Here is a 7,187-nt window from a genome sequence, read left to right as displayed (position 1 = left end):
GGACAAGCTGAACAAAAAGCGAGAAAAAGAGATTTAGAGATTGAGCAAAAACAATTTGAAGAAGAACATCATGGGATGGATCAAGACGCAGTAGATGAAGCTTTAAAGGTGTTAAGTAAAGCTACTGGTGGTAAAGAGATTTACATAGGAACTAAAAAGAGTCCTCAATCGAAAGTGAGGTTTGCTCAATCAATGCAAGAGAATCTAGGCTATTTGTATAGGCAAAAATATTTAACAGATAGGGAGAAGATTTTTTTAACTGAAATAATTCCTTATATTGCTTTTTCTAGTAATTGTATTGTTCTTGATATTAAAGCGAAAAACCCTGTACCCGCAAATATTACAGAGATTGCAAAATTAATAGATGCTTCTAGACAACCTACAAGTACAGTAATCAATTCTTTAGTTAAAAAAGGAATTTTATTTAAAGGTGATTCAGGCGTTGAAGGAAATAATGCTAAAGCTTATGCAGTATTTATTAATCCTCATGTGGTTTATGCAGGAGATAAGGACAATGTAAATGAAGCATTAAAAGTTATGTTTTATAAAGCTATGAAGATGCCTATTTTAAAGGATTTACCTAATAAGTTTTTTTGAAAATAAAAATCGTAGTTATCAAATCGATAACTACGATTTTTTATTATTTCGTGTGTCACAAATATGTGACACACGTGTCACATATTTGTGACACACGAAAATCTTTAAAAACACTGATATATCAACATTTTTTACACTTTTAAAAGTCTCTCTCTTCTCACTCTATATATAGGGTTAAAAGTTCCGAAAGGAACAGGTAGTATTTTTTGAGAACCCCATTCAAAAAATCTCCACCTTGTCCGCTTTGCTCCCTCCTTGCAAAACTTTTTTCGGCTGGTTTTTGACTTTCGCCAAGCCGAACAGACCAAAAACGAGAATTTAAGTTGCTCGACTTGAACAAGCAATTGTACCAGCCGAACCACCCAGTTTTATCGATCTAAGCAATAAGCTTACTCTATATTCAGTTACGTTAAGTTCTTAGGGGCTAGCCCCTCGCTTCGCTTCACCCCAGCCTTCACCACTCCACCCAAAAACAAGACGATCGTTTAAAATAAAAAATAAAATAAGCTGTCCATATGGACAGCTTATTTACATAAAATTCGTTCTAGGAACAAAAAACAGCCTTTGAAAGGCTGTTTTTTGTCTCTAAAAAGTTCTTGATTAGCTTAAAATATAATTTCATTTACTTCTTTTAATGTAACAAACCTACCACCTAGCGTATTATTATGATGTTCTACTATTTTAGAAGCTGAAAGCACAGCCGTATCAAATGTGCTATGGGCATCTTTTACTAAGATATTCTCTTTATAACCTAAGCTATATGCTCTTCTACAAGTAGTATCTAAACAAAATTCAGTTTGCATGCCTGCAAAGACTAATTTTTCGATTTCAAGCTCTTGAAGTTTTTTATGTAGAGTTGTTTGATAGAATGCATCCCAAGAAGATTTTTGAATAACTATATCCGTTGGTAAGGGGCGAACATCCCGATGGATTTCCCATGTGTCCTTTCCTTCGCTAAGTATACTGTCGGAACTAGGGTCTGTATGCTGTATATAGATAATTGGTACATTAGATTGCTGCGCTTTCTCTCTTAGAGAAGTAATATTTTGAAGCACTTGCTGTTCATTCCATAAAGATCCACCTTCATAAGAAAACATGATGTTTTGAACATCGATAAGCAACAAAGCCGTTTTTTCACTCATTTGATTGTATCCCCCCGTCAAGTTGTGTGGAAAAAAATCCAAAACAATATTATATCAAATTAAAATCTTATGTTATATAGGCTTATCTTGCAAAATTTAGCCTTTTTCAACTGTATACGATATACATTGCTAGTTTACATAATCACTCATTATTGGCATAAAAAAAGGATCTTCAATCTAAGATCCTTTTTATTATTTTTAATAGTTTTATTCATTTACCATGGCATCGGCTTTTGTTACATGTACAGTACCAAATGGATGGTTAGGAGGAGCATATATCGAGTAAAGTTTTAGAGGAATATTACCTGTATTGGTTAGATTATGCCATGTTCCAGCGGGTATCATTATGGCATAATCATCATAGACATTTCTTTTAAAGTTTAAATTATCTTTATTCTTGCCCATTTGAATAATCCCCTGGCCTTGTTCAATACGTAAGAATTGATCAACGTTAGAATGTACTTCCAAACCGATATCTTCGCCAACATTGAGACTCATTAAAGTAACTTGTAAATGTGTTCCTGTCCATAAAGCAGTACGATAGGTATTGTTTTGCTTCGTTGCTTCATTGATATTAACGACAAATGGTTTTGGTCCATAATCTGTTAATGAAATTCTTCTGTCATTGTTAGAAGAGCAAAAAGAATCAAATCTATTTGCATGCTCTATCTCATTAGGAAAAGTCCGGTAAACAGACTGTCTTCCATAGTTATACATTGGTATTGGTATTGGTACATTAACATAATAAAGATATTGATATGGGTATATATAAGGATTATAGTGCATTTTTCCCAATCCTTTCGCGTTTTTACAAAATTATTCTATGCACTTGTTAAGGGAATGTACTTAGATTCAAGATGACTTATTAAAAACACATGAATATGTTATACAAATCTAGTATACATAACGCACAATTATCGGTAGTGAAGACAAAGGCGGATCCCTATTCCCACAAGGAATCCGCCTTTGTCTTTTTCTATGATTCTATGCATTTTTTTATACATTCCTATTATGGCGGGCTTTTCGGCCTCCCCATAGTTCCCTATGTCTTCCGATTTTTTGCATAAAATCTTGCATACTCTTAGCGTGGTTTTTTTCAAAATGCTGGTGGTACTCCTTAATAACAAGTTCATAGAATGTTGATTTTATAAATCAAAAGAGAAGGGAACCTATGTAGTGCTACTTGAGTAGAAAATTAGGTTTTTAATTAGGTAGAGGTAGCTGCATAGCGTGTGTCAACGGTACCGGACCGGACCCGCAAGGGAACGGGAGGATAAGGAGTTGACACACTCACTATGCAACCCTCTTGGGTTGTCAAAAGGTTTACCCTTTTGACCTGCCAACCGGCGAGGGAGCCCCTCAAGGATTGAGGGGTTGGGGAGTTGGATTAAGGGGGTCTAGGGGAAGAGTTCCCCTTGTAGGTTCGGACAAAGTCCGAGGTCTTTGTTTACCATGCCTCGGCATGGATCGGCGGAGGCCGACATAGCCTCGCAGAGCCTTTTCATTGTGTACATGGAGCGTAGCGGAATGTCACAATACAGAAAAGGTTACTTTGCCAAGGTAACAAAGCTTTTGATATAGTGGAACCAAGGAGTTGATTCGTTATGAGTATGTCAGTTTCTCTCAAGAAGGCAACGAACAAAACCAACATTAGACACAATAACAGGACAATGAGCGAGAAGGAAAAAGAGCAAAATTCGCACATAGATTATTCAAGGTCTGACGAAAATAAATATCTTGTTCAGAAAGATTTAAAGAAATTATATCGAGAAGAATTTGGAGAAGTGTTGGAGAACTATAACGCCAAACAAAAACGTAACGACCGAAAAATTGATGACTATTATAAACACATTCAGTCCAGTAAAAAAACATCACTTCAGCAAGAAATGATTATTCAAGTTGGCGATAAAGATGATTTTTCTAGTAAACAAGATTTTGAAAAGGCTAACGAAATTTTAGAAGAATGGTTATTGGGATTTGAAAAACGAAATCCAAATTTAAAAATTTATAACGCAGTCATTCATAATGATGAAGCGAGCCCACACATGCATTTGAATTTTGTTCCAGTAGCAAGCGGGTATAAACGTGGACTTGAAAAGCAAGTATCATTTGACCGAGCAATTACGCAACAAGATCCAAAATTAGATAAAACTCGTCCTTTTGATGATTGGCGAGAAAAAGAGGTTAATTTGTTAGGCGAAATGTTAAAAGAGCGTAGTATTGAACGAAAAATTGTTGGCACAAATGATTATAAAGATGTTCGTGAATACAAAGAGAGAAAAGATTTACAAAGAGAAATTCAGCAGTTAGAAAAAGATTTGGCAAATAAGAAAAATAAATTGTTAGAAATGAGTGAACGATTACCAGGAGAAATCAAGATTAAAGCTGAGAGAGAGAAGAAAACAGAGGTTGTTAATAAAGGTTTTTTAAAAAAAGAAAAAGTAGAAAAACCAACAGAGAATTGGATTGTTGGAACTAAAGAATTAAAAAGAGTGCAAGGAATAATTAATGCTGGATATTCAGTGAAAAAAGATTATGAGCGTTTGCAGCGTACAGATTTAGTTCGAGAAAATAAAGAATTACAAGGTAAAGTTGATAGTTTAGCAGATGGTTTGGTTGAAGCTATTAACAAAAATACAGATTTGGAAGATGAGAATCGAAAATTACGTAAGGAAATAAGCTCGTTAAAAGCCCATATAAGAGATTTAAAGGAAAACATAAAGGTTTTATACCACAACACGAAAAAAGTCCTTGGAGAGCATTTTAAGGCGTTTAGAGGACTTGTTAAGAATGAACTGGATATGAATGGTGTAGACAATCAATTTGAGCGTGAACACAAGAAGGAACTGAAGCATAAACAACGGAGACATGACATGGAGCGTTTTTAACAAAGTGAGTAAAAGTTTCTCTAAATTTTGTTTGACCATTTCTTGGGATTATATGTGTGATAAAATAAAAACGAGCCATGCTCCAACATGGCTCGTTTCAAAGGGTATTCAACAAAAATACCTAAAAATCAATGTCTGTTTATAGATTATCATAATTTTATTATTAGGGTAATACCATAATTATGATTTTTGGTATTTATGTTGGTGCTCACAAAATGAGAGGAGCAACAACACATGACAAAAAATATTATTAACTTTGGACAAGCTGAAGAAAAAGCAAGAAAACGAGATTTAGAGATTGAGCAAAAACAATTTGAAGAAGAACATCATGGGATGGATCAAGACGCAGTAGATGAAGCTTTAAAGGTGTTAAGTAAAGCTACTGGTGGTAAAGAGATTTACATAGGTACTAAAAAGAGTCCTCAATCGAAAGTGAGGTTTGCTCAAATTATGCAAGAAAACATGAAGTTTTTAAGTAAGCAAGAATATTTAACTTTGAGCGAAAAAGGATTTTTAATAGATATTGCTCCTTATATTTCTTTTTACAGTAATTCTATTGTTTTTGATGTTAAAGCTAAGAATGTTGTACCTATGAATATTTCAGAACTTGCTAAGGAACTTGAGAGACCAAGAGATAGAACCAGTAAATTGGTTAATGCATTAGTGAAAAAAGGAATATTAGCAAAAGCTGAAAGTGGTATCGAAGGAAGTAATGCAAAAGCTTATTCTTTGTTTGTGAATCCACATGTTATTTTTGCAGGTGATAAGGATAATGTTCCAGAGCATTTACAAATTATCTTTTTTAAAGCTATGAAAATGCCTATATTAAAACAATTACCTAATAAATTATTTAAGAATTGACATTAGTCGATTCTTTTTTTTGACTCTTTTTATGTGTGGCAAAAACGCCACGAATGTGTGGCAAAAACGCCACACATAAAAAGTCTAAAAAAACCAGTATTATCAATGCTTTATACCACTTTTAAAACTCTCTCTCTTCTCACTCTCTATATAAGGGCTTTTCTCCATACAAGGAACGGAGAGTATTTTTTGAGAACCCCACTCAAAAAATCTTCCTCCTTTCTCCTTGCATTCCGAAATTCGCCGGGGGTTGGTATATCGCCAAGCCGAACAGACCAAAAACGAGGACTTAGGTTGCTCGACTTGGACTAGCAATTATACCCGCCGAACCGCCAGCTTTTCCGTTCCTAATATTTGTCTTTCTCAATATATATTTACGCATTTTAAGGGGCTAGCCCCTCGCTTCGCTTCACCCCAGCCTTCGCACTCACACCCAAAAACAAGGAGAAAAAACAAACATTAAATCTTTTAAGTTGTAAAATATACCTTTACAATATTCTGTAAATAATTGTAAGGAGGTGAACTGTAATGAAGTTACCAAAATGTATTAATTGTAATTATAAACTTTCTTGGCCACAGACATTTAAGCAAACGATGATTGTAAAAAAAGACCCTTTACAATGCCCACAATGCCATCATAAATTATTTTTTACTCCTAAATCTAAAAAGAGGATATTTCTCTTAGTAGCACTTCTCCCTATCTTATTTGTAATTTTGATCGCCCTACAAATTTCAACGATAATATCTGTTTCTTTATTAATTATCTACTCTATTTTAGTTATGTTAGTGGTACCATTTCTTATTGAGGTAACAAAAAATGAAGAAGCTTTGTTTTGATGAAATGAGAATATAGATAAAGTGATTTTGATAAAAAAGACAAGGATAGGGGTACCGCCAGCATTGTAGAAAAAAACCACGCTAAGCAAAAACATAAAATAAGCTGTCCATATGGACAGCTTATTTACATAATTACCGTTATCAGAAGTTAAATTTTCTCATTTAATTTTGTAGGATACCCACCAAAAACACTGTCCCATATATATTTGTAAATCACTTGAAACAGGGATAAATATATCTTTTAGTTCTTCCTCAGTGTAATAGTTCTTTATGATTTCATACTTGGTTCCATTGTCCAAAGTCCTTATTTTATATGTATTTGGGTCATTTTCTTTATGCGCTAAAGTTCCACCTATGGACTCTGTATAAATATTATCAGCCATAAAAACTGTTGTTCCAGGCCCAAGCTTATCATGTAATTGATTTAAAAATTCTTGAATTCTAAACTTTGGTATATGTGAAAACCAAAAGTTTGCAACACATCCTTCAAAGTTCCCAGGGATTTTATCAAGTTGGTAGGCATCTCCTTGAAGAAAATTCACTTTAGAAGGGAGAATATCTTTTTGATTTGCGATGTTTAATACTTCGTTGGAATAATCTATGGCTGTTATATGTTTTGCTGTTTTAGCTATAAACTGTGTCCAATAGCCTGTCCCACATGCTACTTCTAAAATAGATTGGTTTGTAAATAGTTTTTGAAGTTTCTGTTGAATAAGAGTTTGTTCTTCTTGGCGAATTGGATCGTTTCTAAAATAAACCTTTTCATATTCATGGGCTCGTTCGCTATAATACATCTTCATAAATATCCCCCTTTATACACAAATTAACTAATTATAACATTTATTTGCTAATATCACATATG

7 protein-coding genes are annotated in these 7,187 nt (G+C 33.9%); 4 read left to right on the top strand and 3 right to left on the bottom strand.

Annotation, left to right across the window (positions count from 1 at the left end; translation table 11 throughout):
* The coding region (locus tag GT508_RS14025; RefSeq protein ID WP_161144491.1) for a MarR family transcriptional regulator at positions 1 to 597 on the top strand (597 nt) is incomplete at its 5' end.
* Between the two features lie 605 nt (positions 598 to 1,202).
* Here the strand turns inward: GT508_RS14025 and GT508_RS14020 are convergent.
* Positions 1,203 to 1,739 (bottom strand): cysteine hydrolase family protein, encoded by a 537-nt coding sequence (locus GT508_RS14020; RefSeq protein WP_012552737.1) that lies wholly within the window; start codon positions 1,737 to 1,739, stop codon positions 1,203 to 1,205.
* Between the two features lie 207 nt (positions 1,740 to 1,946).
* The gene (locus GT508_RS14015) at positions 1,947 to 2,525 is read right to left on the bottom strand and encodes a cupin domain-containing protein (RefSeq protein ID WP_000559143.1); all 579 of its coding nucleotides are present in this window, start codon (positions 2,523 to 2,525) and stop codon (positions 1,947 to 1,949) included.
* 818 nt (positions 2,526 to 3,343) lie between these two features.
* On the opposite strand from GT508_RS14015, the gene GT508_RS14010 reads away from it, so the two are divergent.
* The 3 genes from GT508_RS14010 (at position 3,344) to GT508_RS14000 (ending at position 6,325) form a co-directional block, all read left to right on the top strand.
* Entirely contained in the window at positions 3,344 to 4,627 is a 1,284-nt protein-coding gene (locus GT508_RS14010; RefSeq protein WP_161144490.1) for a plasmid recombination protein, read from the top strand.
* A gap of 234 nt (positions 4,628 to 4,861) precedes the next feature.
* Complete coding sequence (locus GT508_RS14005; protein ID WP_161144489.1) at positions 4,862 to 5,488, top strand: MarR family transcriptional regulator; 627 nt, start codon at positions 4,862 to 4,864, stop codon at positions 5,486 to 5,488.
* A 528-nt stretch (positions 5,489 to 6,016) separates the two neighbouring features.
* Positions 6,017 to 6,325 (top strand): TIGR04104 family putative zinc finger protein, encoded by a 309-nt coding sequence (locus GT508_RS14000; protein ID WP_048557823.1) that lies wholly within the window; start codon positions 6,017 to 6,019, stop codon positions 6,323 to 6,325.
* Positions 6,326 to 6,483: 158 nt separating this feature from the next.
* Here GT508_RS14000 and GT508_RS13995 read toward each other — a convergent pair whose 3' ends face one another.
* Positions 6,484 to 7,125 (bottom strand): class I SAM-dependent methyltransferase, encoded by a 642-nt coding sequence (locus tag GT508_RS13995; protein ID WP_016718069.1) that lies wholly within the window; start codon positions 7,123 to 7,125, stop codon positions 6,484 to 6,486.
* Positions 7,126 to 7,187: the final 62 nt, after the last annotated feature.

This window comes from Dorea sp. BIOML-A1, from assembly GCF_009875615.1.
Lineage (GTDB): Bacteria > Bacillota > Clostridia > Lachnospirales > Lachnospiraceae > Dorea_A > Dorea_A amylophila.
This window is presented reverse-complemented; position numbering and strand designations above follow the sequence as displayed.